This window comes from Pseudomonas sp. B611 (assembly GCF_055407965.1).
Genome location: NZ_JBUZST010000017.1, coordinates 80,181 through 106,735, shown reverse-complemented (window position 1 = coordinate 106,735; position 26,555 = coordinate 80,181). Strand labels below are relative to the sequence as shown.

Sequence of the window (26,555 nt, the reverse complement as noted above, 5' to 3'; positions counted from 1 at the left end):
CAGCCAGCACTTGTATCAACTGACGCGCCGCCTTCGCGGGCAAGCCCGCTCCAACAGGGGATTAACACCGGGTCAGAATTCCAGACGGGTGAGTTGAGCGTCGTAGACTTCTCCGATTTCGTGATGGCTGTCGCGCAGCACGACGCGCGGTTGATGTTGTTCTGGGATGTGCGCGAGTGATTACTTGGGCTGGAAGGTTTCGAGGTAGGCCAGGATATTGTCGATCTTCTCCTGATCACTGATGCCCCAGAAGATCATCCGTGTGCCGCTCACCACCTTTTTCGGTGCTTCTATATAAGCTGCGAGCTTGTCGCGGGTCCAGACCACGCCGGAATTTTTCATCGCGTCGGAGTATTGATAGTCGGTGGTGGTGCCAGCAGGTCGGCCGATGATGCCGTTCAGTTCCGGGCCAAACCCGCCCCGCGCGCCTTCGCCGACGCTGTGGCAGCCGCCGCAGGTCTTGGTGAAGAGTTTGCCGCCAGCCTCGGCGTCGCCGGCCGCAAAGGCGGGGCCGGCACTGAGGATCAGGGCGAGGGTGATCAAGGTGTACTTCATGCAGGGTTCCCCATCAGGTATCGCAGGCAATTATGCCTGTTTGTCAGGAACGCATGCCCATCCAGATCACGGCTTCGGTCCACGCTGTGACGACCGGCGTCAGCCCACGGAACCAAGGGTCGCCCACATCAATCTGTGCCGCCGAGTGGTCGTGGTGGTGTTGTTCTTCTTCGACAATCGAGGCAATCGCCGCTACGGCCTGTGGGTCGATGTTGCGCAGTGTGTGCAGTTGATGGGCCAGATGGCGCAGCACCACGCTTTCCACTGCAACGGTGGTGGCAACGATGGCCTTGCGCCCACAAAGACCCGTGATCAGCCCCAGCACCCAGCCGCCGAGGCCACACAGCCAGTAACTGCGGCAGCGCCGGAAGCCACGGCGTTGCAACTCGGCCCTGAACACCTCGCGGTGGCGCCGTTCGTGGCTGAGAAATTCTTGAAGTTCCGCCACCATGCTGGGGACAAACAGCCGGGCCATGAACAACTGGCCACTGTAGATGCAGATCGCGCCATGTTCACCAGCATGGTCGACTTTGATCATGCGGTTGCCGATGTCCGGGTCGGTCACGGTTGACTGCCTTGTGCGGGGGGCTTGAGGTGGGCGGAGTATCCAGCAAGCACATCCTTATGACCACCCATCGCCTCAAACACATCCAATCGAACCTATGCAGGCGTGTTCTACTCCACCCCTATGAACCCTGATGGTGGAGTAAGGATCATGGCTCAGCCATCGATTTTAGTGCTGGAAGACGACGAGATCATTCGTTCGTTAATGGTGGATGTACTGGAGGAATTCGGGGCGCTGGTGACGTCGTTTCCTTCGGCGGATGAAGGGATGATTTACCTGGAACGCGGTGATGAGCCGGTGGACCTGATTGTCAGTGATATTCAAATGCCGGGTTTGCTCAACGGCTACGACTTGAGCCGGGTGGTGGCGCATCGCTGGCCGGGGGTGCCGGTGTTGCTGACGTCCGGCAATACCAAGTTGGCGGCGCAGCTGGGCAGCTCCGTGCGGTTCCTGCCCAAGCCGTGGAACGCCGAGCATTTACTGGAACAGGTGCAAACGGCGCTGGCTCCGCAGGGGCCGTCCATGCACTGATAGCTTCACGACATCATTCAAACCGAACTTCGCAACACGCTCTACGGTCATTAATGAGGCATGGAGCGACTTTTCTGATCCGCTGGTCAGCTGTTTCGCCTTGTGCGCACAGCTGACGGCTTTGAGGTGTGTAGAATCGTCGCCCATTTCCACGCGTCATTCATGGCCGAAAGGCCCACAGTTCGAGCTTATTGAATGCATTCACAGGCCCATGACGTTGGTGTGCCCACTTTGCTGGAAGCGTTGCGCACAGGCACTGCCCTGCTGCACGTAGCGCTGGAGAAACGCCTGCCGTTTTTCTGCGAACGCCTGGATGCCGACTGGTACGGGCGCTTGCTCCAGGCGTATTACGGCTTTTATCAGCCAATGGAAGCGGCACTGTATGAAGGTGCCCTGATCCCTGACGGTTTCGACCAGGTACTGCGTGTGAAAACGCCGACCCTTGTGAGCGATCTTCACGCCCTGGGCCTGGATAACCCGGCCATCAATGCCCTGCCCCGCTGCTGCGTACTCCCTCCCCTCGATACCCCTGCTGCGTGCTTCGGCGCCCTGTACGTGCTGGAAGGCGCGACCCTCGGCGGCCAGGTATTACGCCGGGAAATGGCCCAGCGCCTGGACCTGGGCGCCGACAACGGCGGTGCGTTTCTCAATGTATACGGCGCCGAGACCGGTCGGCGCTGGAAGGACTTTCTCGATTACCTGGGCCGCCAACCGCTGGATGCTTGTGCAAGACAGTGCGCGGTAGAGGCAGCCCGTTCAACATTCAGCTGTTTTGAGCAATGGCTCGACAGCCAGGAGGTACTGCTATGAAACCCGAAGATTTTGAAGAGCTGCTTGCCAACTGTGCCGACGAGCCCATTCGCTTTCCGGGGGCGATCCAGCCCCATGGCGTGTTGCTGACCTTGTCAGAGCCTGACCTTACGATCATCCAGGTCAGCGCCAACGTCGCCACCCTGTTCGGCCACGCGCCCGAAGCGCTGCTAGGCCAGCCGCTGCATGCGCTGCTGGGCGCCGAACCCGCCAACGCCGTCGCGACCATGGCCGAAAACAATACGTTTTTCGACGCGCCGCCACTGCATGTCAGCTTTAACGAGGCGCCATTCGAAGGCTTGCTGCACCGCCATCAAAACGTTCTGGTGCTGGAGTTCGAACCGCTGCTCAAGGATTTCCGCCCACGGGCGTTGAACGGTCGCACCAGTGACCTGGGCAAGATGCTGCAACGTTTGCAGGCGGCGAAAACCCTGCAAGCGCTGTACGAAATCAGCGTGAATGAAATCCAGGCCATGACCGGTTACGACCGCGTGCTGATCTACCGCTTCGAAGATGAAGGCCATGGCCAGGTGATCGCCGAAGCGTCGGCACCGAGCATGGAGCTTTTCAACGGGCTGTTCTTCCCGGCATCCGACATCCCCGAGCAGGCCCGCGAGCTGTATCGCACCAACTGGCTGCGCATCATCCCCAACGCAGCGTATGAGCCGGTGCCGCTGCTGCCCAAGCTGCGCCCGGACACTGGCCAGCCATTGGATTTGAGCTTCGCCACCCTGCGCAGCGTGTCGCCCATTCACTGCCAGTACATGCAGAACATGGGCGTGCTGTCGTCCATGAGCATCTCGCTGATGAAGGGCGACAAGCTCTGGGGCCTGATCAGTTGCGGCAACCGCGAGCCACTGTTGGTGCCCAACGACCTGCGGACCGCCTGCCAGACCATTGGCCAGGTGCTGTCGTTGCAGATCAGCGCCATGGAAGCTCTGGACCTGAGCCGCCAGCGCGAAGAGAAAGTCGAGGCCCTGGCCCTGCTGGATCAAGCGATGAAAGCATCCGAACAGAACGTGTTCGACGGCCTGGCCCAGCAAGGCCAGTTGCTGATGGACCTGACCCTGTCCGGCGGCGTGGCGATCATCGAAGACAAGCAACTGCACCGCTACGGCAACTGCCCGGACCCGGCGCAGATCCGCGCGTTGCACAAGTGGCTGCAAGACAGCGGCGAGCCGGTGTTTTCCAGCCATAACCTGGCCTCGGTGTACCCCGCGGCTGCGGAGTTCCAGCAGGTGGCCAGTGGCGTCTTGGCCATGAGCCTGCCCAAGCCTGTGGATAACGGCGTGCTGTGGTTCCGCCCGGAAGTGAAAGAGAACATCAACTGGAGCGGCGACCCGAAAAAACCACTGGACCTGGAAAACTCCGACGCAGGCCTGCGTCTTCGCCCACGCACCTCGTTTGAGATCTGGAAGGTGGAAATGGCCGGCATCTCCACCAAGTGGAGCCATGGCGACCGCTTCGCCGCCAACGACCTGCGCCGTTCCGCCCTGGAAAACGACCTGGCACGCCAGGTACTGCGCGAGCAACAGGCCGTGCGTGCGCGTGATGAACTGGTCGCGGTGGTTTCCCACGACCTGCGCAACCCGATGACCGTCATCTCCATGCTCTGCGGCATGATGCAAAAGGCGTTCAGCTCCGATGGCCCACATACCTCGCGACGGATTTCCTCAGCCATCGACACCATGCAACAGGCCGCCGGGCGGATGAATGTGTTGCTGGAAGATTTGCTCGACACCTCGAAGATCGAGGCCGGCCGCTACGTGGTCAAGCCGGTGGCGCTGGATGTCAGCCAGATCTTTGAAGAGGCCTATTCCCTGCTGGCGCCCTTGGCGATGGAGAAAGGCATCGACCTGTCGTTCAACACCGAACCTGGCCTGCAGATCAATGCCGACCCGGAGCGCTTGTTCCAGGTGCTGTCCAACCTTATCGGCAATGCCATCAAGTTCACCCCGCGCCAGGGCAATATCGGCATCAGCGCCATGAGCAACGGCGAAGAGATCGTGTTTTCAGTGCGCGACTCCGGTGAAGGCATCGCGCCGGAACAACTGCCGCACGTGTTTGATCGCTATTGGACCCAGACCGAAAACAACCCCACCGGCAGTGGCTTGGGGCTGTATATCACCCAAGGCATCATCCAGGCCCATGGCGGCAAGATTGTGGCTGAAAGTGAGGTGGGGCGTGGCAGTGAGTTCCGTTTCACGGTGCCCAAAGTGACGGGCAGCGTCCATAGCTGATCGATTGGCTAGCCGGGCAGCCTTGCTGCCCGTGCTGCCTGTTCAGCACTGATACACACTTTGCATCTATTGGTTCACACAGCGCCAAGTGCAATTAAGCAAGTCTTAATAAAACACCAATAACCTCACGCTATTTTTTTCATAATAAACAATAACTTCATCCACAACTAGCAACATTCAATCACTCGCCAAACAAACCAAATGCCTCTAACTTATCTCTCGCACTGTTACAGGGAAGAACATGCCATGTAAAACCTCAACTCTACGATTCAACATAGGTATACAACCATGATCAACTCTATCAGCACCTACCCTGTTCAATACCCTGTCGCGCCAGACACTCAAGCCAATGAACAGCCGAACACGCGCACCAAGCGCAGCCTTGACCAATCTTTCACACAGGCTGCGGACTTTGAAACCACATCGAATATTGATAAGCCCCGTCGACGCAACAACGGTGGTTTGAACAGCCTCGGCCGAGGCCACTTACTGTAAGTTAACACTTAACTAAACAGCCTCAAAAGAAGCAGAACCAAACCGTTCTGCTTCCTCTGTATGAGTGCCTCTTTTAATGACTTCTCCGTTCTGCAATCCCTTAACGAAACACCGACATTCACTGCGTTATCCTGCACACCTGTTTTTCAACTTGAGCTGCCCGTTTCATGCCCGATCCGTCGTCACTACCCTGCGTGCTTGCCGGCCCCATTCTGCGTCGCCTGGAGCCCACCCGCCTGGTGCTTTGGTTGGTGGCGAGCCGGGAACTGACGCAGGTCCTAAGGCTGCAACTTCCCCAGACAACACGGGCTATTGCCCTTGAGGCTCATTGCCAGGTCGTTCCTGTTGGCGCTCACGCCTTTATCCATCTGATCGATGTGCCACTGGCTGAACGATTGCCCGAGGATGTCAGCATCGGCTTTGATGTGCTGATAGACGATTGCGGCATTGCTCAGTGGGCTCCCCACTTGCTGTACCCAGGCACAGCGATGCCTAGCTTCGTCTTGCACAGTCGCATCCAACAATTGGTACACGGCTCATGCCGCAAACCCCACCACAACGCCGACGAAGGCTTGCTATGCGTAGACCGCCTGCTGGCCAGCGCCCACACCCCGGCCGAACGCCCGGCCCTGTTGATGATGAGTGGCGACCAGGTCTACGCCGATGATGTCGCCGGGCCAATGCTGCGGGCGATACATGCGCTGATCGAGCGGCTGGGCCTGTTCGACGAATACCTCGAAGGCGCCGTGGTCGATGACAGCAGCAACCTCTACAAGCACCGCGCCAGCTACTACCATCGCGCCGACCTGCTGCCGGCACTGGACAGCAACGAGACCCTGCGTGAGCGTTTTTTTGGCGGCGTAAAGAAGCCGATCTTCACCAGCAGCACCGCCGACAATCACTTGGTGACCTTCGCCGAAGTCATCGCCATGTACTTGCTGGTGTGGTCGCCCATACCCTGGACGCTGATCACCCTAGAACCGCCGCAATTGAGCGCTGAAGAACAACAGCGTTATACCCGCGAACAGGTGCAGATCGAGCGCTTCCGCGACGGCCTGCCAGGGGTCGCGCGGGTATTCGCCCACCTGTCCACCCTGATGATCTTCGATGACCACGACATCACCGACGACTGGAACCTCAGCGCCCAGTGGGAAGAAACCGCCTACGGCCACCCGTTCTCCAAGCGCATCATTGGTAACGCGCTGCTGGCCTACCTACTGTGCCAGGGCTGGGGCAACCAGCCAGATGTCTTCGGCGAGTTGCTGGGCCAGACCCAGGCACTCACCGCAGGGGCCCAGGGCAATCATCTCGACGCGAACAAACAGGATTCACTGCTCGAAGCCCTGCTGAAATTCCAGCACTGGCACTACGTATTGCCGACCACGCCCGCCCTGGTGGTGCTCGACACCCGCACCCGCCGCTGGCGCAGCGAGTTCAACCTCACGCAACCCTCCGGCCTGCTGGATTGGGAAGCCTTGAGCGAACTGCAACAGGAGCTGCTGGATCATCCGAGCGCCATCATCGTCTCGCCCGCACCGATCTTTGGCGTGAAGCTGATCGAGACCATACAAAAGGTGTTCTGCTGGTGCGGCTACCCGCTGCTGGTAGACGCCGAAAACTGGATGGCCCATCGCGGCGCGGCCCAAGTGATCCTCAACATCTTCCGCCACTCCCGCACACCGGGTAACTACGTAATCCTCTCGGGGGACGTGCACTACTCGTTTGTCTACGAAGTGCTGATCCGCCACCGCAACGCCGGGCCGAAGATCTGGCAAATCACCAGCAGCGGCATCAAGAACGAATTCCCGCCACGCCTGCTGGAATGGTTCGACCGCCTCAACCGCTGGTTCTACTCACCGCGCTCGCCGCTGAACTGGTTCACGCGCCGGCGCACCATGCAGGTGGTACCGCATATCCCGGAACACGCCGAAGCGGGGGAACGGCTGTGGAATTCGGCGGGAATTGGCCAGGTGTTCTTCAATGAGCAGGGCCAGCCTGAGGCGATCTACCAACACAACGCGGATGGGAAGCCACGGACGAGGATGGTGCCGCCGCAGTAAGCTTTCTTACGCATACCACGCCATCCTCGCACCTTCTTTTCAGAATCATCGTAAATACTTGTTTTATCTGAAATTTTTTGAAAACCTCCAACCCCCGTCGTTCACAAAAAAAGTGCCAGGCTCTTACGGCTCTTTGCGAAAAGCTCCATGAATCGCCGATTGCCATATGAACCTATTTTGGTGCACCCTCTGTGAACGACATACATCTCGTGTTGAGCGTCGCTTTTTTCCGAACGGAGGCTGGCAACGAGCCCGTGCGTGAATGGCTGGTGGAACTGCCCAGAGAGTCAAGAAAACGCATCGGCACGGACATCAAGTCGGTCCAGTTTGCATAGCCGCTGGGGATGCCGCTGGTTCGAAAGCTGGAGCATCGGCTCTGGGAAATCCGAACCGACCTCGGTGAAAACATTGCGCGGGTCATTTTCACGTTGGTTGATAGCGAAACCGTGTTACTGCACGGCTTCATCAAAAAGACTCAGAAAACACCGCAGGTCGAATTAGCTACCGCCAGACAGCGCAAAAGCAAGCTATGAGGAACACCCCATGAACAAACATATTGGCTCCAACTTCGATGATTTCCTCAACGAGGATGGCCTGATCGAAGAAGTCTCCGCTGGCGCATTGAAGCGCGTTATCGCCTGGCAGCTGGCAGAGGCCATGAAGTCGCAAAAGGTCAGTAAAAAAGCCCTGGCGGAACGCATGCATACCAGCCGCACGGCCGTAGACCGTGCACTGGACCAAAATGATGCAGGCATGACACTGGCCACTCTGGCGAGTGCGGCAAGAGCATTGGGCCAACGTGTGGAAGTACGCCTGGTACCAGATGCCGACACAGACAAGATGATAGCCCATCGCCCCCCCCACTAAAGCACCACCCCCACCCTATTCAAACCCCGCAAGCCGCGATGTACAGTAGCCCCAGCCACGGAGTATCGGCGTCAACCATGACTGGCCTTGGGAGCCAGCCCACGCAGGAAGCGCAAATGGACGATACATCCAGCGGCAAACCGATGAAGAATGACTTTTCCGACCTGAACGCCGACATGCTGCACGCCGTCATGGAATTGGTCAGCGACGGGATCTGGGACTGGAACGCCAATACCGGTTTTGTGTACCGCAACCCCGGCTGGTACGAAATGCTCGGCTACCCCCGCCACTCCCTGGATAACAGCGTGTTCACCTGGGAGAACGTGATCCATCCCGAGGATTACCCCCAGGTGATGACCGTGTTTGATAACTACATCCACAGACACGCCCCTCACTACCAAGCCGAATACCGTTGCCGCAAAGCCGATGGCACTCACCTGTGGATCGAAGACCGTGGCTACATCGTTGCACGCAACCCCGACGGTTCGGTCGCGCGCATGGTCGGCGCCCATCGCGATATCCATACGCGCAAATGTTCCATCGAGCAGTTGGAACTGCGCAATCAATCCCTAGAAGCCCTGGTAGCCGAGCGCACCCGTGAGTTGTCACGGGTCAACCAACAGTTACAGCTGCAACTGGACGAAAATCGCTCCCTGGCCGAGCGCGACACGCTCACCAGCGTGGCCAACCGCTACCGCCTGGAAAAAGTGCTGCTGGAAGAATGCGACCGCGCCGAGCGCTTTCGTCTGCCGCTGGCGGTGGTGGCAATGGATATCGATGATTTCAAGCCGATCAACGACCGCTACGGCCACGCCGTGGGCGATCAGACGCTGGTGCACGTGGTCGAAACCCTGGAGGCCTGCCTACGCCCGGCAGACTTGCTGGCACGCTGGGGCGGCGACGAGTTCATGGTGGTGCTGCCACAAGGCGATTTGGAAACGGCAAGGGCACTGGCCGAGCGCATTCGCGAAAAAATCGCGCAGATGCCGACCCTGGGCAGCTTCAAAGTGAGCTTGAGCCTGGGGGTGGTGCAGCGTCACCCCGGCGAATCTCCGGCTGCGCTGATGGCGCGGGCCGATCAGGCTTTGTACCGGTCCAAGGCGGCGGGCAAGGATGTGGTTTCGGAGTAGATCAGCGGGTAGCTCTATTGGCTGTAATGCCGCCATCGCGGGCAAGCCCGCTCCCACAGGGGATTGCGGTCAAACTGTGGGAGCGGGCTTGCCCGCGATGGCGTCAGTATTGACGCCCAAGTACTTACCTGACCGGCGGCGCGTACTGGATGCCGCCGTTGTTCCACAGCGCATTGAGCCCGCGTTTGATCTTCAGCACGCTGCCCTGGCCGATGTTGCGCTCGAACACTTCGCCGTAGTTGCCCACCTGCTTGACGATCTGCACCACCCAATCCTTGCGCAGCTTGAGGTCCTTGCCGTACTCGCCGTCGGCACCGAGCAAGCGGGCGACGTCCGGGTTCTTGGTGGTCTTCGCCTGTTCTTCGACGTTTTGCGAGGTGATGCCCATTTCCTCGGCATTGAGCATGGCAAACAGGGTCCACTTGACGATGCTGAACCACTCATCATCGCCCTTGCGCACCAGCGGGCCCAAGGGTTCCTTGGAGATAATCTCCGGCAACACCACAAACTCGTCCGGGTGAGCCATCTTGATGCGTTGGGCATACAGGCCCGACTGGTCGGTGGTGAGCACGTCGCACCGCCCGGCTTCGAGGCCCTTGGCGCTTTCATCGGCGGTGTCGAAGGTGATCGGCGTGAACTTCATGCCATGGGTGCGGAAGTAGTCGGCGACGTTGAGCTCGGTGGTGGTGCCCGCCTGGATACACACGGTGGCGCCATCCAACTGCTTGGCCCCGGTCACCCCCAGTTTGTTGTTCACCAGAAAGCCGATGCCGTCGTAGTACGTCACACCGGTGAACACCAGGCCCATGCCAGCATCGCGGGAGCTGGTCCAGGTGGTATTACGCGAGATCAGGTCGATTTCGCCGGACTGCAACGCAGTGAAACGCTCCTTGGCGGTCAGCTGGCTGAACTTCACCTTTGACGCATCGCCGAACACGGCTGCAGCGACCGCATGGCACACGTCCACATCGATGCCGGTCATCTTGCCTGTGCTGTCCGGCACGCCAAAGCCCGGCAGGCCATCGCTGACGCCACACTGGATAAAGCCTTTTTTCTGGATCGCATCCAGGGTCACGCCCGCCTGGGCGCTCGCTGCCCAAGCGCAGGTGATGGCGACCAAAGTGTTCTTGAGGTATTTCATGCGCTGCTCTCCCTGTCGATTCTTATTGGTCTGGCAGTATCAAGCCCTTGGGCGCATTGCCACAAACGACCTTTCGGCAACAACTCGTTCCGATTTGGAATGACCCGGCGACTTTATTTCGTTTGTGCCAAGGCCCGGCGCGCAGCTTAGATAAAAAGACGCCCGCCACCGCCGAGTCGAGGATTCATGAGCCGCGCAACCATCAGCCAGTCGATTTCCATCGTCCACCCCATCACCCTCAGCCACGGCAAGAACGCCGAGGTCTGGGACAGCACGGGCAAGCGCTATATCGATTTTGTCGGCGGCATTGGCGTGCTCAACCTCGGCCATTGCCACCCCGGCGTGGTGGACGCGATTCGTGAGCAAGCGACGAAATTGACCCACTACGCCTTCAACGCTGCGCCCCACGCGCCTTACATCGAGCTGATGGAACGTCTCACTGCGTTTATCCCGGTGGACTACCCGGTCAGCGGCATGCTCACCAACAGCGGCGCGGAAGCGGCGGAGAACGCCTTGAAGATCGTGCGCGGCGCCACCGGCCGCACGGCAGTGATCGCGTTTGACGGCGCCTTTCATGGGCGCACCCTGGCCACGCTGAACCTCAACGGCAAGGTGGCGCCCTACAAGCAGAAGGTCGGTGTACTACCCGGCCCTGTGTATCACCTGCCCTACCCCAGTGCCGATAACGACGTGACCTGCGCCGAGGCCCTGAAAGCCATGGACCGTCTGTTCAGTGTGGAAATCGACGTCAACGACGTGGCCTGTTTCATCATCGAGCCGGTGCAGGGCGAAGGCGGTTTCCTCGCCCTGGACAGGGAATTCGCCCAAGCCATGCGGCGCTTCTGTGATGAGAAAAACATCCTGCTGATTGCCGATGAAATCCAATCGGGCTTTGGTCGGACTGGCCAGCGCTTTGCCTTTTCGCGGTTGGGTATCGAGCCGGACCTGATCCTGCTCGGCAAAAGCATCGCCGGTGGCGTGCCGTTGGGTGCGGTGGTCGGGCGCCAGGCATTGCTCGACAACTTGCCCAAGGGCGGGTTGGGCGGCACCTACTCCGGCAACCCCATCGCGTGCGCGGCGGCCTTGGCCACCCTGGACGCGATGAGCGATGCCCACCTGAAAAGCTGGGGTGCGCAGCAGGAAGAAACCATCGTTAGCCGCTATGCACGCTGGCGTGCACAAGGCCTGTCACCCTACCTGGGCCGCCTGACCGGTGTCGGCGCCATGCGCGGCATCGAATTGGCCCACGCCGACGGCACGCCCGCCCCACAGCAACTGGCCCAATTGCTGGGCCTGGCGCGGGATGCCGGCTTGCTGCTGATGCCCAGCGGCAAGTCGCGGCATATCATCCGTTTGCTCGCACCGCTGACCATTGAGCCCGCGGTGCTGGAGGAAGGCCTGGATATCCTTGAGGCGTGCCTGCGGCAGTTGACCTAGTAGCGGGCATCGACGGGCTTGCCGCCGTTGGGCCAGTCCTTGACCTTGTCCGGGAAGTCCGGGCGCGGTTGCCCGGAGAAGTAGGCCGCCACGTCCACCGCGTCCTGGTCGGACAAGCCGCCCTGGCCCAAGGGAAATTTCTCGTGGAAGCCAATCGGCATATTGCGTTTGACGAACGCCGCCGCCGTGTAAGTGCGGGCCATGCCGGCGCCGATATTGAACGATTGCTCGCCCCACAGCGGCGGATAGATCAGTTCGCCGTCGGCCCGCGCCAGGCCCTGGCCGTTGTCACCATGGCACACCGCGCATTGCTTGGCGTAGACCGCCTGGCCATTGGCCAAGTCCGGCTTGATCGCCGGATCGACCTTGCCCACGCCGCGCCCGGCGACTTTGTCTTCGGGCCGGGTGTTGTTTTTCATCCAGTCGAAGTAGGCAACCATCGCTTGCATATCCGCCGATTGCGGCGCCAGAGGCTTGCCATTCATCGAGCGACGGAAGCAGCCGTTGATGCGCTCTTCCAGCGTCACCACCTTGCCGGCACGCGGCGCGTAGCTGGGGAAGAAGGCCGACACGCCGACAAACGGCGAGCCGTCCGCCACGGTGCCAGCGTTGAGATGGCAACTGGTGCAATTAAGCGAATTGCCCACGTTGTCCGGCAACAGCGCCTTGGTTTGCAGGTGCAGGCGCATGCCGCGCACCACTTGATCGGCGTTGGGCGCGGCAAGCAGATCGGCCAGGCGCGGGGTTTCGAACGCCGATGAATCGGTGGTGGCCGGGTTGAGTTGGTCGCGTAGCTTTTTCACCTGGGCGGCGCTGATGGGCGTGCCCTCGTTGCCCCAGCGCGTGCGCACAAAGCTGAGGATCTCGGCGATTTCCTGATCCGCCAGGCGGGCGAAGCCGGGCATGGTGTAGACCCGTGGATGGGCGGCGGTTTGCGCCGTTTCCCAACCGGTGAGGGTGATATGCAGCAGCGACGTCGGGTTGTTGGAAGCAATGCTCGGGTTGCCCGCCAGCGGCGGGAACAGGCCTTTGACACCGGCGCCGTCGCTGCGATGGCAGTCGCTGCAGAACTGCATGTAACCCAGGCCGCCACGGCTGGTGAACAGGTCCGCCGGCGGCGCAGCGGGGGCGTGGGCCACGGACGGCATCGGCAGGTCGTCTTTGCCCGGCGGCAGGGATTTGAGGTAGCGGGCGATGGCCGTGAGGTCGTCGTCGCTGAAGTGCTGGGTGCTGTGGTGAATCACATCGGCCATGTTGCCCGCGACTGTGGCAAAGCGGTTTTGCCCGGTCTTGAGCAATTGCACGGTGTCTTCCACGGTCCACAGGTTACGCAGGCTCAGGGCACGCCAGTGTTCAACAGTTTCACCGGCCAGGTAATGCTGGCCGCTACTGCCTTCATCGCTCAGGGCTTTTTCCTGGAAGGCGACGCCGCGCGGCGTGTGGCAGGAACCGCAATGGCCCAGGCCCTGGACCAGGTACGCGCCACGGTTGAGCGACTCATCCCGCGCCGGGTCAGGTGCAAACGGTCGTTTGTCGACAAAGGCGAAATTCCACAGCGCCACGCCCCAGCGCTGGTTGAACGGGAAACCCATGTCCGCTTCGAGGTTGGCCTGCTGCACCGGCTCGACGCCTTGCATCAGGTAGGCGTACAGGGCGCGCATATCCTCCTCGCTCATCTTGGCGTAGGACGGATACGGCATCGCCGGGTAAAGGTTCATACCGCGCGGCGTGACCCCTTCGCGCATGACCCGGTCGAATTGCTCGAAGGTGTAGTGGCCGATGCCGGTTTCACGGTCGGGCGTGATGTTGCTGGAGAAGATCGTGCCCATCGGCGTACTCAGCTCCAGCCCGCCCGCCATCACCTGGCCTTGCTTGGCGGTGTGGCAGGCGATGCAGTCGCCCAGTTGTGCGACGTACTTGCCGTGTTCGATCAGCGGGGTGTCGGCGGGGTTGGCGTGCAAGGGAAGCGCCAGACACAGCGTCGCCCCCAGCATGGCCAGGCGTGCAAGAGAAAGCGCCATCGTGTTAGTCCTTTAATCACCTGGCGTGGGGTGGTCCCCTCGGCGCAGGTCAGTGGTCGTTTTTATGGGTTCATCAGGCTTTGGGTGTTGTAACGGATTTACCGGCGGGGGGTTTTGATGTGGGTCAGGGGCAAAACGATGGACAAGAGGACGAGGGCTCAACGACTATCCAGCGCTTACCTCTCTCGCACGGAAGCGCACCATGCTCGACATCCTCCAAGGCACGCCCCTCTGGGTTTACGCCGTTTACCTGTGGCTTTGCTACTACGGCATCAAGGCCTGCCTGGGCGGGCGCGAGAACCGGCGCGGTCTCGGGATTTACCGTAGGTCTGTTTTGCGGGCGGGCCATCAAGCTGCAGCGGGCGCTTGCCGCCTTGCGTCGCGATGAGGGCAATGTGCTGCCTTGACCTGATCCCCCCACGCCTTGAAAATGCGCGACGCTTTTTTGTCTCCCGTTTACTGAAGTAGTGAAATTTCAATGTCTGATTCCCACCACGAAGAATCCGTAGTCGCCTTGCAATCCAAAGCTGAATACGAAAACGCCATCAATCTTTCACAGCATGTGCCCGCCGCCAAGATCATCAGCGAGATGGTGCTGGACGCGTTTCACACCTCCAAGGAAAGCGACCAGATCCGCGAGCTGCGCGTGGCCATCCGCCAGGCCCACGATGCCTTTGACGATGACAAAGCCTACGACCTGATGGGCCAGCTCAAGCAACTCAAGGACGCCGAAGCTGCCGACAGCATTGCCCTGGAAGACCTGAGCAGCAAGTTCTCCATCAGCCGCATCCTGTCCAGCTTCAAGGACGACCCCGAGTTCCAGGAGCTGGTCTACGGCCTGGCGTTGAAAGTGCTGAACCAGAGCCACCAGGCCATCAGCAACCCAAGCGCCGGCAAGAGCAAGGCCTCACGCCCGAAGAAAGAAGCCGAAGTGTTTGTGATCAGCAAGGACGGCATCAGCGTCACCCTGCCATTGCGTACACCGCGCTCGAAGCTCAACGTTGACCGCGAGGCGTTTGAATTCCTCGGTTTCAGCTTTGTCGGTGAAGGCGATGAAGCCGAGCTGGAAGTGGAAAGCTTTGTGGATAACACCGGCGCCGAGCAGCCACTGAGCCGCAAGACGGTGATTGCTGCGCTGCAGCAGCAGAGCGCGTTTGAGGGTTACAGCATCGCGCAGCAGTAACCCATCACCCGCAACACTGCTTTGATCGTTCCCACGCTCTGCGTGGGAATGCCGCCAGAGACGCTCTGCGTCAAGCCTTCAAGAATGGACGCAGAGCGTCCAAGGATGCATTCCCACGCAGAGCGTGGGAACGATCATCACCGGATTACACCGCCCGCACATCCTGCGCCTCAAACGCCTGCCGAAACCGCTGCATATCCTGCTTGTTCCCCACCGTCACCCGCACCCACTGCGGCCAGTTTTTCCACACCCGCCCGACCATCACGCCCTGCTCCGCCAAGCGCTCGATGACCTGCTCGGCCGGCTGCTTCACGTCGATCATGAAGCAGTTGCTCTGGGACACGGTGCAAGTAAACCCACGCCCCTTCAGCCAGGCCACGGTCTCGTCGCGCAGTTGCGCATTGAGCACCTTGCGCTGGGGCAGCAGCTTGACGTCTTCCAGGCTAGCCTTGGCGCCGAGCAGGGCGGAACCGGCCGGGACGTTGTCGCCGCCGAACACCGCCAGTTGCTCCAGCAACTTGGGATGACCAATCGCCAGGCCAACACGGGCGCCCGCCATACCGTAAATCTTCGAAAAGGTGCGCAGCACCAGCAGGTCGTCGTGGTCCTTGACCCAGCTAATTACGCTGGGGGCGTCGGAGAAGTCGATGTAGGCCTCGTCCACCACCAGCACGCTGCCCTTGGGTTTGTTTGCCAGGGCGTGGCGTATCGACTCGGTGGGGGTCATGGTGCCGGTAGGATTGTTGGGGTTGCACAGGTAGAGCATGCCGGCCTGAGGATCGGCAGCCAGCATTGCCGGCACGTCGTGGGCGTGCTCGGCATTGAGGGTGACCTCTTTCACCGCAGACTTGCGCGATTCAGCCGCCTGGCGCGGAACCTCATAGGACGGCGTGGCCATCACCAGGCCACGGCTTTCGTTGGTGAACGCCAGCACCGCAAAGCGCAACGCCGCCATGGAGCCGGCAAACACCGCCACCTGTTCCTCGGCAATCCCTTGCTGCTGGGCAAACAGCCCGGCCAACGCGTACATGTGGCCGTAGGGATACAACCCGGCCGTGGCAATGCCGCGCTGCATCGCCTCACGCGCAGCGCCTGAAGGGCCGTAGGGGCTTTCGTTGTAGTTGAGCCGCACCTTGTCAGACTTTGCCGGTTTCGGCGCGGCCACGGCCCAATCCAGGCGCCCCAACAATGGCAGGGCAGCGCCCACGGCGAGAAGGGACCGACGACTAACGCTGACCATGGGGTAACTCCTTGTAAGGCGGGTGATTGATTCGCACAGCTCGTACAGAGAGGTATGACGAGAAAAGCGTAGTCCGATTTAACCGCGCGCCCAAGAAAAAGCCCCGCGCTTCTCTCGAAGGCGGGGCTCTTTCACTGCGTGTCCACTCAGTGAGCGTAGGTCAGCAACAGCTCTTTCGGCACTTGGAAATCCAGGGACATCATCACGCTGAGCGCGGTGATGGTGAAGATCGAGAACACGAACAGCTTGCGCGCCCAGACGGTGTCATCCACCGCCTTGTAGCCGGTCCAGGCCATGTACAACCAGTACATGCCCATGGCGGCGGCGACGGCGAGGTAGCTCATGCCGGCGTAGCCACTGAAGGTCAACATCAAGGTCGCCACGAGGAAGGCCAGGATGTACAGCAGGATGTGTTTCTTGGCCACCTGGATGCCACGCTTGACCGGCAGAACCGGAATCGACGCAGCCAGGTAGTCATTGAAGCGGAAGATCGCAATGGCGTAGGAGTGCGGCATCTGCCACAGGCTGAACATCACCAGTAGCGTCAGCGCGGCCATGTCGAAGCTATTGGTTACAGCCACATAACCAATCACCGGCGGCATCGCCCCCGACAGACTGCCCACCAGCGTGCCGTGAACGGACTTGCGCTTGAGGTACAGGCTGTAGAGGCCGACGTAGATGACAAAACCGATCACGGCAAACAGCGCCGCCAGCGGGTTGGCCACCTTGTACAACAACGCCACACCGGCAACACCGAGGACGGTCGCATAGATCAGTGCCAGTTTCAGGGAGATTAGGCCCTGGACCAGCACGCGATTCTTGGTGCGCTCCATCTTGATATCGATGTCACGGTCGATGCAGTTGTTGAACACGCAACCGGAAGCAACCACCAGGGACGTACCGATCATCGCAGCCAGGAAAATGGCCAGATCGACATGTCCCTTGGAGGCCAGGAAGAAACCGCCCGCCACAGAAAGCACGTTACCGAAAATGATCCCCGGTTTGGTGATTTGGATAAAGTGCTTAAGCGACATCGGGTCTTACCTCACTTCGCCATCATGAACGTATGGATGCTGAACATGATCCATATCGACAGGCCAACCAGCAGCAGGATTACCAACCCTGCGAACACAAACGCAATCACGTTATCGCGCTGCTCTTTGGAACGATCCAGGTGCAGGAAGTACACCAGGTGAACCAGAACCTGAATCACCGCGAATGCCAGCACGATCATCAAGGTGATCGATTTCGGCAGGGTCGGGTACATCACCAGACCGAACGGGATGAGCGTCAGGATTACCGACAGGATGAAGCCGATGGCGTACGACTTAACGCTGCCGTGGCTCGCATCGTGGCTGTCATGGTCATGGGAGTGTGCATTAGCCATTACAGAGTCCCCATCAGGTAAACAACGGTGAAGACGCAGATCCAGACCACGTCCAGGAAGTGCCAGAACAGGCTCAGGCAGCTCAGGCGAGTCTTGTTGGTGTTGGTCAGGCCGTGTTTATTGACCTGATACATCATCACCGCCATCCACAGCAGGCCGGCCGTTACGTGCAGACCGTGGGTGCCTACCAGCGTGAAGAACGCGGACAGGAAGCCACTACGGTGCGGACCGTAGCCTTCGGAGATCAGCAGGTGGAACTCGTTGATCTCCATGCCGATGAAGCCCAGGCCGAACAGGAAGGTCAGACCCAACCAGCTCAGTACGCCTTTCTTGTTGCCCTTGTAGAAGGCCAACATGGCGAAGCCGTAGGTGATCGAACTGAACAACAGCAAGGCGGTTTCGCCGAGCACGTAAGGCAGTTCGAAGATGTCGTGGCCCGACGGGCCACCCGCTACGTTGTTTACCAGTACCGCGTACACCGCGAAGATCGACGCAAACAAGATGCAGTCGGTCATCAGGTAGAGCCAGAAACCGAAAACGGTCATCGGCCCCGAGTCGTGGTGATGGTCATCGTGCCCATGGTCATCGACATGGGCGTGTCCAGCATTGGTCACTAAGTTCGACATGGTTTAAGCCTGTTCCAACGAGGTTTCAACACGGTTGGCCGGGATCTTCTTCTCGGCTACCAGGCGAGCGTGCTGCTCGGCTTCGATGCGTTCGATCTCTTCGACCGGCACCATGTAGCCTTGATCGTCACGGGCTGCGTGAACGATGAAGTAACCGATAGTGCCAACCAGGCTTGCGATTGCCAGCCACCAGATGTGCCAGATCATCGCGAAACCGAACACGGTCAACAGCGCACCCATCACCACGCCAGTGGCGGTGTTGCTTGGCATGTGGATCGGTTCGTACTTAGCCGGCTTCTGGTACGCAGTACCGTCTTCCTTGGCTTCGGTGAACGCATCGATGGTGTTCGCAGTCGGGATCACGGCGAAGTTGTAGAACGGCGGTGGCGACGAGGTCGACCATTCCAGGGTGTGGCCATTCCATGGGTCGCCGGAGTCGCAAGCGTTCTGCTTACGGTCACGGATACTCACGTACAGCTGGATCAGCTGGCAGGCGATACCGACCGCGATCATGATCGCACCGAACATGGCGACGTACAGGTACGGCACCCACTCAGGGTTGGTAGTGGCGTTCAGACGACGGGTCATGCCCATGAAGCCCAAAGCGTAGAGCGGCATGAACGCGACGAAGAAGCCCGAGATCCAGAACCAGAATGCAGCCTTGCCCCAGCCTTCGTGCAGCTTGAAGCCGAACGCTTTCGGGAAGTAGAAGCTGAAACCAGCGATGTAACCGAATACCGCACCACCGATGATCACGTTGTGGAAGTGCGCGATCACGAACAGGCTGTTGTGCAGGACGAAGTCAGCACCCGGAATGGCCAGCAGTACGCCAGTCATGCCGCCGATGGCGAAGGTCACCATGAAGCCCAGGGTCCACAGAACCTGGCTCGTCATACGCAGACGGCCGTGGTAAATGGTGAACAGCCAGTTGAATAGCTTCACCCCCGTCGGGATGGAAATCAGCATCGTCGCCAGGCCGAAGAAGGCGTTGACGCTGGCACCCGAACCCATGGTGAAGAAGTGGTGCAGCCAAACCATGAAGCCCAGTACAGAGATTGCGCCCGATGCGTAAACCATCGAGTGGTGACCGAACAGGCGCTTGCCGGTAAAGGTCGAGATCACTTCGGAGAAGATACCGAACGCTGGCAGGATCAGGATGTACACCTCAGGGTGACCCCATGCCCAGAACAGGTTCACGTACATCATTGGATTGCCACCAAGTTCATTGGTGAAAATGTGGAAATCCAGGTAACGGTCAAGCGACAGCAGCGCCATGGTAGCGGCCAGGATCGGGAACGAAGCCACGATCAGGACGTTTGCCCAGGTGCAGGTCCAGGTGAAGATCGGCATGTCCATCAGTTTCATGCCAGGGGCGCGCATTTTCAGCACGGTGGCCAGGAAGTTGACCCCCGTCAGCGTCGTCCCGAGTCCTGATAACTGTAGGGCCCAGATGTAGTAGTCCACACCCACGCCAGGGCTGTATTGCAGACCCGACAATGGCGGATACGCAACCCAACCGGTCTTGGCGAATTCGCCGACGCCCAGGGATACGTTGATCAGCACCACGCCGGAAACCAGCAGCCAGAAGCTCAGGGAGTTCAGGAACGGGTAGGCAACGTCACGCGCGCCGATCTGCAGCGGCACTGCAAGGTTCATCAGGCCGGTGAAGAATGGCATCGCCATGAAGATGATCATGATCACACCGTGGGCGGTGAAGATCTGGTCATAGTGTTCAGGTGGCAGGTAGCCAGGCGAACCCTCGGTGGCCATGGCCAACTGGGTACGCATCATGATGGCGTCGGCAAAGCCGCGCAGCAGCATGACCATGGCCACGATGATGTACATGACACCGATTTTCTTGTGGTCAACCGAAGTCAGCCACTCGGTCCACAGGTAGGTCCACTTCTTGAAATAAGTGATTGCCGCAAACAGCCCCAGACCACCCAGCGCGATCATGGCGATGGTAATCATCACAATCGGCTCGTGGAACGGGATCGCATCCCAACTTAATTTACCAAACATCGTTTACTCCTCTGCCCCAGCAGTTGAATGCGAGCCCGTGTCAGAACCTTCAACCGCGGCCACTTCTTTCTTCTCGTGCTTGACCGGCTTGCCTGGCTTCATACCTTCGTACTTGTCGACGATTTTCTGAAACAGGTCCGGCTCGTACGTGGAGTACAGGGCGACAGGGTTGTTCTGGCTTGGTTTGGTCAGGGCGTCGTATTCAGCTTGATCAAGCTGTTTAGGTGCGGCCTTGACTTCGGCTACCCAGGCGTTGAAGTCTTCCTGGCTTGTCGAGATCGCTTTGAATTTCATGCCGGTGAAGCCAGCGCCGCTGTAGTTAGCGGAGATGCCTTCCATTACAGCTTTTTCGTTGGCGATCAGGTGCAGGCGAGTCTGCATGCCTGCCATCGCATAGATCTGACCGCCCAGGGCTGGGATGAAGAACGAGTTCATCACGGCGTCGGAGGTGATCCGGAAGTTAAGCGGGGTGTTCTCCGGGAACTGGATCTCGTTGACGGTGGCGATACCCAGGTCCGGGTAGATGAACAGCCACTTCCAGTCCAGCGCGACCACTTCGATGTTGATCGGCTTGACGTCGGAGACCAGCGGACGGTACGGGTCCAGCTCGTGGGTCGACTTATAGGTGATGTAACCCAGAGCGATGATGATGAGGACCGGAACCAGCCACACCGCGATTTCAATCTTGGTGGAGTGCGACCACTTCGGCGCGTAGGTCGCGCTGGTGTTCGACGCGCGGTATTTCCAGGCGAAGGCGAAGGTCATGATGATCACAGGAACCACGACCAGCAGCATCAGCAGGGTAGCGGTGATGATCAGGTTTCGTTGATCCAGACCGATCTGTCCTTTTGGGTCCATCAAGGTCCACTTGCAGCCTCCCAGCATTAACAGCATGCCAATCAGCGGCAAAAAGCCTAGTAATCGGGGGTACCTGTTTTTACTCATCTCACGACCTCTAAAGCAGCTTGCGCAATGCAGTTGGGTTTTGATCGCCAACACTTCACCCTGCCAAGGGTTGGCATTTCTCTTCGATTGAATAAGAGCCTGCCCATCACGCCATAACGGCGCGTTTCACGGACCTGCGGTGAGTTCTTATTCGATTTCGTGGTTAAAGGCCTTGTTACAGACCAATTCCATTTGGTGCGGATAGTTGAAAGGCTGCCGGAACCTTGGGGTCGCACAGAGCCGTCCATCTGCCCCTCGACCGCTCCAGTGCTCAAATATTGAACAGCACCGGACATTCAGTGCGGGCGATTGTAGTTAGCTAGCGATGTATAAACCATGTCTTATAAAGAAATAATTTTTATCGATTCCAGCAACAATCCTTCACCAAAACCGCAAAGGTTCGCGATCTTATCGTGTTCGATTCTCAACAAAAACCACAAAAATTGCCGTGTTATTGCTGGATCTGTCACAGCCCTTACGCTCTGTAAGGGCATGCAAAACGCAGCAAAGTCCCCATAAAACAAGGCATTCGGACATCACGCAAAGGCTCGGACGGCGTGAGCTGCACACCCCAGCCCAAACCACGAACTGACAGCACAAATTGCGCGTTTTAGGCAAATTTAATGGGGCAATCCGCGAGCGGGAAACGTCCTGCGGCAGCTTCCGTGTGACAACATGTCGCACGCTGCGCGCACCCGTAATTGTCCGGCGTCACGCTCCCTTCACAAATCCCTACAAACAAAAACGCCCCGGCCTTCCCTCAGGAAGACCGGGGCGTTTTGCCCGATGGGTTCAGGCCAGGCGTTGACGGTTACGGTAAATGCCCAGGGGCACCAGGATCACGGTCAGCACAAACGCCACCAGCGCCCATTGCGCCAGGGACAGGCCCAGCACCGGCGGATACGGTGTGCTGCAGAAACCATCGACCTGGAAGCCCAGGGGGAACACCTTGGCCAGGGGCAGGTCGTCGACGATCGGTTGCAGCACATCAATGCCGCAGCTGACCTGGGGGAAGAACTGGGTGTACACGTGATGACCGGCTGCCGCCACGCCGCCGAGGGCGCTGAGCACCACCAGGCCTTCGAACAGGGTGATCGCCCCTTTACGGCGCATGGCCGCGCCGATGAAGGCGAAGATCGCGATCAGCAGCAACGCATAGCGTTGCAGGATACACAGCGGGCACGGTGCCTCACCCAGCACCACCTGCATATAAAGCGCACCGCCGATCAGCGCCAGGCAGATGATGCCCAGCAACACCAGAAAGCGCCGCTCCCTGCCTAAACGCAATTCGTCACTCATCTCAGTTTCCCTTTGTCTGGTCGTGCCAATGGCCGCAAGTTTACACACAGAGAGAGGTTTAAACAGAAGGGGGTTAACAGGAGATTAATCTGGGGAAATGCAGATGCAAATGTGGTCCTTCAGGCCTTATTCCAAGGCAGCCGCCGGTCCAAAGAACTCATACCGGCTCTGCTTCTCCGGCACACCCAACGCCTTGAGGTGGCGCTTGATCGCGCCCATGAAGCCTTTAGGCCCAAGGAAGTACGCATCGATGTCGCGCTGTTCAGGCAACCACTCAGCCAATTGCTCCTGGCTCAACAACCCAACCTTATCCGCCGCCGGGCTCACGCCATCGTCCTCGGCATAGCAATAAAAGCGCTGCAGCTGCGGATGCTTGGCCGCCAGGCCATCCACCCAATCGCGGAACGCATGCACCCCGCCGTTACGCGCACAGTGGATAAAGTGCACCGGCCGACCGCTCGACAACGCCGCTTCAAGCATCGGCAAGGTTGGCGTAATGCCCACCCCGCCGCTGATCAACACCAGCGGTTTGTCGCCCGCGGCCAGGGTGAATTCCCCCGAAGGCGGGAACAGGTCGATGGTCGCGCCGACCGGTACTTGATCATGCAGGTAGTTGGACACCCGCCCACCGGCTTCGCGCTTGACGCTGATGCGGTATTGCCCGGCATCGCTCAAGGCCGACAGGGAATAGTTGCGACGCACTTCCTCGCCATCCAGCACCAGCTTCATGCCGATGTACTGTCCAGGCGCCGCCGCCAGGATCGGGCCGTTATCCACAGGCGCAAAGTAGAAGGAAATGATCTCGGCACTCTCTTCCACGCGCTTGACCAGCGTGAACGCCCGCGCACCGCGCCAGCCGCCGGGGGCCTGGGCTTTCTCGTCGTAGATGGCTTTTTCGGCACCGATCAGGATATCCGCCAACTGGCCATAGGCCGCGCCCCAGGCATTCATCACCTCAGGGGTGGCAATCTCGCTGCCCAGCACTTCGGAAATGGCACGCAGCAGGCACGCGCCGACAATTGGGTAATGCTCCGGCAGGATCTGCAAGGCCACGTGCTTGTTGATGATCTTCGCCACCAAGTCACCCAACTGATCCAGTTGATCGATATGCCGCGCATACATCAGCACGCCGTTAGCCAGGGCGCGAGGCTGGTCGCCGCTGGCCTGGTGGGCCTGGTTGAACAGCGGGCGCACCTCGGGGTACTCGGACAGCATCATGCGGTAGAAATGGGTGATCAGCGCTTCGCCACCGCTTTCCAGCAGGGGCACAGTGGATTTGACGATGGCACGGTCTTGGGCACTAAGCATGGCAGACTCCTGGGTCTTTTTACTGATTGCCTTTAACTAGTCAGTATTCATGCCAACTTACAAACCATTATATTTCAATGACTTGAAGAATATGTAGTCAGTATGACTTCCCACACCTTATAGTCATAAGGACTACAAGGAGTCATTATGACTGCGCAATCGCTGCTCACCACCCTGCTGCCCCTGGTCGCCGACCTGTCCCGCGAACTGCCCGAAGGCGAGCGCTACCGCCGCTTGTTGCAAGCCATGCGCGCCCTGCTGCCCTGCGATGCCGCCGCGCTGTTGCGCCTGGACGGTGAGTGGCTGGTGCCGCTGGCGGTGGACGGCTTGAGCCCCGACACCCTTGGCCGACGTTTCAAAGTCAGCGAGCACCCACGCTTTGAGGTGCTATTGAGCAGCCCCGGGCCGACGCGCTTCGACAGCGACAGCGAATTGCCTGACCCCTACGACGGCCTGGTCGCCGGCCTGCATGGGCAGTTGGAAGTCCACGACTGCATGGGCTGCCCGCTGTTTGTCGACGATAAGCCTTGGGGCCTGCTGACCCTCGACGCCCTCGACACCGAGCGCTTCGAACGGGTCGAGCTGGACGCCCTGCAAGCCTTCGCCAGCCTCGCCGCGGCCACCGTCAACGTCGCCGAACGGATCGAGCGCCTGACCCTGCGCGCCGAAATCTACCGTGAGGCCAGCGGCCAGCAGCACAAGGAAATGATCGGCCAGAGCAAACCCCACAAACGCCTGGTGGAAGAGATCAAGCTGGTGGGCGGCAGCGACCTCACCGTGCTGATCACCGGCGAAACCGGGGTGGGCAAAGAGTTGGTGGCCCAGGCGATCCACGCCGCATCGCCCCGTGCGGACAAACCGCTGATCAGCCTCAACTGTGCGGCCCTGCCGGAAACCCTGGTGGAGAGCGAGCTGTTCGGCCATGTGCGCGGCGCATTTACCGGTGCGTTGAACGAACGCCGCGGCAAGTTTGAGCTGGCCAATGGCGGCACGCTGTTCCTGGATGAGGTGGGTGAGCTGTCCCTGACCGTGCAGGCCAAGCTGCTGCGCGTGCTGCAAAGCGGCCAGTTGCAACGCCTGGGTTCGGACAAGGAGCATCACGTCGACGTGCGCCTGATCGCTGCCACCAACCGCGACCTCGCCGAAGAAGTGCGCAATGGCCGCTACCGCGCCGACTTTTACCACCGCCTCAGCGTGTACCCGCTGCAAGTGCCGGCCCTGCGCGAACGCGGGCGGGATGTGTTGCTGCTGGCGGGTTTCTTCCTCGAACAGAACCGCTCGCGCATGGGCCTGGGCAGCCTGCGCCTGACCAGCGATGCGCAGGCGGCGCTGCTGGCCTATAACTGGCCGGGCAATGTGCGCGAGTTGGAACACTTGATCGGCCGCAGCGCGCTGAAAGCCCTGGGCAACTGTCGCGAACGGCCGAAGATTCTCAGCCTGAGCGCCCAGGACCTGGACTTGCCCGACGTCACCGCGCCTGCCATTGAAGCCCCGGCTGACGTGATTCCCGTGATCACCGGCGATCTGCGCCAGGCCACCGAGCACTTTCAGCGCCAGATCATCAGCGCCTGCCTGGAGCGTCACCAGCACAATTGGGCCAGTGCGGCACGCGAACTGGGCCTCGACCGCGCCAACCTCGGCCGCATGGCCAAGCGCCTGGGCCTCAAGTGACGATGATCGTTCCCACGCTCCGCGTGGGAACGCCTCCTGTGACGCTCCGCGTCACGACTTCACCAGCGGACGCGGAGCGTCCTGGGCAGCATTCCCACGCAGAGCGTGGGAACGATCAAGCTCAGCTGGCTTGGGCTTACGAAACACCAACACATTCCCCAACATCACCAACACCAACCCCACCAACGCCGGCCCGGTCCATTGATAGCCCTCGGCAAACGCCGACACATTCAGTGCCACCACCGGGAACAGCACCGTGCAATACGCCGCACGCTCCGGCCCCATGCGCCCGACCAGGGTCAGGTACGCGGTAAACCCGATCACCGAGCCCGGGATCACCAGGTACCACAACGCGCCGATGTACCGCGCGCTCCAGTCCATCTCGAATGGAATCCCGCGCACCGCGCAATAGGTCGCCAACATCGCCGCACCATAGGCCATGCCCCAGGCGTTGGTGGTCAACGGCTTGAGCCCGGCCTTCTGTTGCAGGCTCGACAGCATATTGCCCGCCGAGAAGCACATGGTCCCCAGCAACGCCAAGCCCAAACCCAGCAAGGTCTGCGGGCTGGCGGTGTGCCCGGCCAGTTCCGGCCAGAACAGAAAGCCCAGTCCCAGCAAGCCCAGGCCGCCGCCCATCAACACGTTGCGCGCCACCCGCTGGCCGAAAAACACCCGGGCGTTCAGCGCGTTCCACAACGTGGCCGTGGAAAACACCACCGCCACCAGGCCGCTGGGGATCCACTGGCTGGCCGTCAAAAAGCACATGAAATTCACGCAGAACAAGCACAGGCCCTGGGCCAGGCAGATCAGGTGCCCACGCCGGTTCATCACCTGCAGCTTGCGGCTGAGCAGCAACAGCGCAAACAGCACCAGCGCGGCAAGGCCGAAGCGATAGACGATGGACACCGGGATCGCCACCACGCCCAACTGCCATTTGAGGGCAATCCAGGTGGTGCCCCAGATCAGCACGGTGAGTAAATACAGGGAAAGGTTCATAGCGGGCTCCATCGATTGAGCCTCAG

General features: G+C 60.0%; 24 protein-coding genes and 1 pseudogene. 12 read left to right on the top strand and 13 right to left on the bottom strand.

Annotated features, from left to right (window positions below; genetic code table 11):
- Positions 1–180 precede the first annotated feature (180 nt).
- Together ACZRMO_RS25115 and ACZRMO_RS25110 are read right to left on the bottom strand one after the other, a co-directional pair.
- Positions 181–555: a c-type cytochrome gene (locus tag ACZRMO_RS25115; protein WP_124526423.1), complete on the bottom strand. Its 375-nt coding sequence runs from the start codon at positions 553–555 to the stop codon at positions 181–183.
- A gap of 43 nt (positions 556–598) precedes the next feature.
- Positions 599–1,120, bottom strand: coding sequence for a demethoxyubiquinone hydroxylase family protein (locus tag ACZRMO_RS25110; protein WP_463974603.1), 522 nt, complete (start codon positions 1,118–1,120; stop codon positions 599–601).
- Positions 1,121–1,270: 150 nt separating this feature from the next.
- Here ACZRMO_RS25110 and ACZRMO_RS25105 point away from each other — a divergent pair, with 150 nt between their 5' ends.
- From ACZRMO_RS25105 to ACZRMO_RS25070, 8 genes and pseudogenes are all read left to right on the top strand, one after another.
- On the top strand, positions 1,271–1,651 hold the full coding sequence (locus ACZRMO_RS25105; RefSeq protein WP_463974602.1) for a response regulator: 381 nt from the start codon (positions 1,271–1,273) through the stop codon (positions 1,649–1,651).
- A 195-nt stretch (positions 1,652–1,846) separates the two neighbouring features.
- The gene (locus ACZRMO_RS25100) at positions 1,847–2,461 is read left to right on the top strand and encodes a biliverdin-producing heme oxygenase (RefSeq protein WP_463974601.1); all 615 of its coding nucleotides are present in this window, start codon (positions 1,847–1,849) and stop codon (positions 2,459–2,461) included.
- Positions 2,458–4,701 carry an ATP-binding protein gene (locus tag ACZRMO_RS25095; protein WP_463974600.1) on the top strand — a complete coding sequence of 748 codons (2,244 nt, stop codon included), beginning with the start codon at positions 2,458–2,460 and terminating at the stop codon, positions 4,699–4,701. The genes ACZRMO_RS25100 and ACZRMO_RS25095 overlap by 4 nt, the downstream gene beginning before the upstream one ends.
- A gap of 288 nt (positions 4,702–4,989) precedes the next feature.
- Positions 4,990–5,196, top strand: a complete 207-nt coding sequence (locus ACZRMO_RS25090; protein WP_463974599.1) for a hypothetical protein — start codon at positions 4,990–4,992, stop codon at positions 5,194–5,196.
- A gap of 167 nt (positions 5,197–5,363) precedes the next feature.
- The gene (locus ACZRMO_RS25085; protein ID WP_463974598.1) at positions 5,364–7,256 is read left to right on the top strand and encodes an alkaline phosphatase D family protein; all 1,893 of its coding nucleotides are present in this window, start codon (positions 5,364–5,366) and stop codon (positions 7,254–7,256) included.
- A gap of 191 nt (positions 7,257–7,447) precedes the next feature.
- Positions 7,448–7,789, top strand: a pseudogene (locus ACZRMO_RS25080) (type II toxin-antitoxin system RelE/ParE family toxin).
- 10 nt (positions 7,790–7,799) lie between these two features.
- Positions 7,800–8,123, top strand: coding sequence for a Fis family transcriptional regulator (locus ACZRMO_RS25075; protein ID WP_463974597.1), 324 nt, complete (start codon positions 7,800–7,802; stop codon positions 8,121–8,123).
- A 116-nt stretch (positions 8,124–8,239) separates the two neighbouring features.
- Entirely contained in the window at positions 8,240–9,253 is a 1,014-nt protein-coding gene (locus tag ACZRMO_RS25070; protein WP_463974596.1) for a sensor domain-containing diguanylate cyclase, read from the top strand.
- 124 nt (positions 9,254–9,377) lie between these two features.
- Here ACZRMO_RS25070 and ACZRMO_RS25065 read toward each other — a convergent pair whose 3' ends face one another.
- A complete protein-coding gene (locus ACZRMO_RS25065) occupies positions 9,378–10,394 on the bottom strand; it encodes an amino acid ABC transporter substrate-binding protein (protein ID WP_207041633.1) in 1,017 nt (338 codons plus the stop codon).
- A 186-nt stretch (positions 10,395–10,580) separates the two neighbouring features.
- On the opposite strand from ACZRMO_RS25065, the gene ACZRMO_RS25060 reads away from it, so the two are divergent.
- Entirely contained in the window at positions 10,581–11,831 is a 1,251-nt protein-coding gene (locus tag ACZRMO_RS25060) for a 2-aminoadipate transaminase (protein WP_463974595.1), read from the top strand.
- On the opposite strand, the gene ACZRMO_RS25055 is transcribed toward ACZRMO_RS25060, so the two are convergent.
- Entirely contained in the window at positions 11,828–13,852 is a 2,025-nt protein-coding gene (locus tag ACZRMO_RS25055; RefSeq protein WP_463974594.1) for a c-type cytochrome, read from the bottom strand. The genes ACZRMO_RS25060 and ACZRMO_RS25055 overlap by 4 nt on opposite strands.
- Positions 13,853–14,054: 202 nt before the next feature.
- On the opposite strand from ACZRMO_RS25055, the gene ACZRMO_RS25050 reads away from it, so the two are divergent.
- The gene (locus tag ACZRMO_RS25050; RefSeq protein WP_463974593.1) at positions 14,055–14,240 is read left to right on the top strand and encodes a hypothetical protein; all 186 of its coding nucleotides are present in this window, start codon (positions 14,055–14,057) and stop codon (positions 14,238–14,240) included.
- Between the two features lie 90 nt (positions 14,241–14,330).
- Positions 14,331–15,035, top strand: coding sequence for a hypothetical protein (locus tag ACZRMO_RS25045; RefSeq protein ID WP_017734783.1), 705 nt, complete (start codon positions 14,331–14,333; stop codon positions 15,033–15,035).
- A gap of 145 nt (positions 15,036–15,180) precedes the next feature.
- Here ACZRMO_RS25045 and ptaA read toward each other — a convergent pair whose 3' ends face one another.
- The 8 genes from ptaA to hmpA all read right to left on the bottom strand — a co-directional run bounded on the left by ptaA (position 15,181) and on the right by hmpA (position 23,862).
- Positions 15,181–16,275 (bottom strand): pyoverdine biosynthesis transaminase PtaA, encoded by a 1,095-nt coding sequence (gene ptaA, locus ACZRMO_RS25040; protein WP_463974592.1) that lies wholly within the window; start codon positions 16,273–16,275, stop codon positions 15,181–15,183.
- Between the two features lie 146 nt (positions 16,276–16,421).
- Entirely contained in the window at positions 16,422–17,309 is an 888-nt protein-coding gene (cyoE, locus tag ACZRMO_RS25035) for a heme o synthase (protein ID WP_003194050.1), read from the bottom strand.
- 11 nt (positions 17,310–17,320) lie between these two features.
- On the bottom strand, positions 17,321–17,662 hold the full coding sequence (gene cyoD / locus ACZRMO_RS25030) for a cytochrome o ubiquinol oxidase subunit IV (protein ID WP_010206434.1): 342 nt from the start codon (positions 17,660–17,662) through the stop codon (positions 17,321–17,323).
- A complete protein-coding gene (locus ACZRMO_RS25025; RefSeq protein ID WP_017734786.1) occupies positions 17,662–18,288 on the bottom strand; it encodes a cytochrome o ubiquinol oxidase subunit III in 627 nt (208 codons plus the stop codon). The genes cyoD and ACZRMO_RS25025 overlap by 1 nt, the downstream gene beginning before the upstream one ends.
- Positions 18,289–18,291: 3 nt before the next feature.
- A complete protein-coding gene (gene cyoB / locus ACZRMO_RS25020; protein WP_017734787.1) occupies positions 18,292–20,310 on the bottom strand; it encodes a cytochrome o ubiquinol oxidase subunit I in 2,019 nt (672 codons plus the stop codon).
- A gap of 3 nt (positions 20,311–20,313) precedes the next feature.
- A complete protein-coding gene (gene cyoA / locus ACZRMO_RS25015; protein WP_026136523.1) occupies positions 20,314–21,255 on the bottom strand; it encodes a ubiquinol oxidase subunit II in 942 nt (313 codons plus the stop codon).
- 792 nt (positions 21,256–22,047) lie between these two features.
- Entirely contained in the window at positions 22,048–22,554 is a 507-nt protein-coding gene (locus ACZRMO_RS25010; protein WP_463974591.1) for a disulfide bond formation protein B, read from the bottom strand.
- Positions 22,555–22,680: 126 nt separating this feature from the next.
- Positions 22,681–23,862, bottom strand: a complete 1,182-nt coding sequence (gene hmpA, locus ACZRMO_RS25005; RefSeq protein WP_463974590.1) for an NO-inducible flavohemoprotein — start codon at positions 23,860–23,862, stop codon at positions 22,681–22,683.
- 147 nt (positions 23,863–24,009) lie between these two features.
- Between hmpA and norR the strand changes: the two genes are divergently transcribed.
- Positions 24,010–25,533, top strand: coding sequence for a nitric oxide reductase transcriptional regulator NorR (gene norR / locus ACZRMO_RS25000; protein ID WP_463974589.1), 1,524 nt, complete (start codon positions 24,010–24,012; stop codon positions 25,531–25,533).
- A 51-nt stretch (positions 25,534–25,584) separates the two neighbouring features.
- Here norR and ACZRMO_RS24995 read toward each other — a convergent pair whose 3' ends face one another.
- Positions 25,585–26,529, bottom strand: coding sequence for a DMT family transporter (locus ACZRMO_RS24995; RefSeq protein WP_463974588.1), 945 nt, complete (start codon positions 26,527–26,529; stop codon positions 25,585–25,587).
- Between the last annotated feature and the right edge of the window lie 26 nt (positions 26,530–26,555).